The sequence below is a fragment of the uncultured Jannaschia sp. genome, from assembly GCF_947494055.1.
In the GTDB taxonomy this organism is placed as follows: domain Bacteria; phylum Pseudomonadota; class Alphaproteobacteria; order Rhodobacterales; family Rhodobacteraceae; genus Jannaschia.
The window spans coordinates 1-636 of record NZ_CANLTR010000164.1; the positions used below are offsets into that span (position 1 = coordinate 1).

General features: G+C 58.6%; 1 pseudogene. It reads left to right on the forward strand.

The features are described from left to right. Nucleotides 1–340 (forward strand): annotated as a pseudogene (locus Q1A87_RS23660) (transposase); the annotation flags it as partial. Nucleotides 341–636: the final 296 nt, after the last annotated feature.

Genomic DNA, 636 nt, shown 5'->3' on the forward strand with positions numbered 1-636 from the left:
CACGGGCACTGCTCGGTGGACTGCCAAAAGTCAAATGGCTGCTCGGCGATCGCGGCTATGATGCCGACTGGTTCCGAAAAGCCTCACAGGACATCGGGATACGCGCCTGCATTCCCGGCCGGAAGACGCGGAAGACCCCAGTCGGATACCCCTCTCATGACATTGCTGCGCAATGCACTTCCGGGCAATGGACAAGCGCCGCTACAAGCGGCGAAACCGGATCAAAGTCATGTTCGGCAGGCTCAAGGACTGGAGGCGTGTGGCAACCCGCTATGACCGAAGTCCAAAGGTCTTCCTTTCAGCAATCGCCCTCGCGGCCCTCGTCATCTGTTGGGCATGAACCTTGATCCTAACTCTTGCCGGGTCGGTCTCTGCAGTCGCCCGGCGCAAGGGCGTCGCTCCTAACCTGCTGCTTCGGTGGCATAAGGGGGATCAGGAAACGGTCCAATGGACCGTCTTCTCCGACGCAAGTGAAGGCCGAAGAGGATGCGATCGACATTAGAAAAACGAACCGGTGGTCGGTACCTCCGAAGTCCGCAAGCTCGAAGAGCGTACGTTTGTAGTCCGCTCTGAACAACGTCTAGCGTTCTGATTTCACGCTACGAACCGACGTTCGCGCTGTGCTGGTTTCGCAGG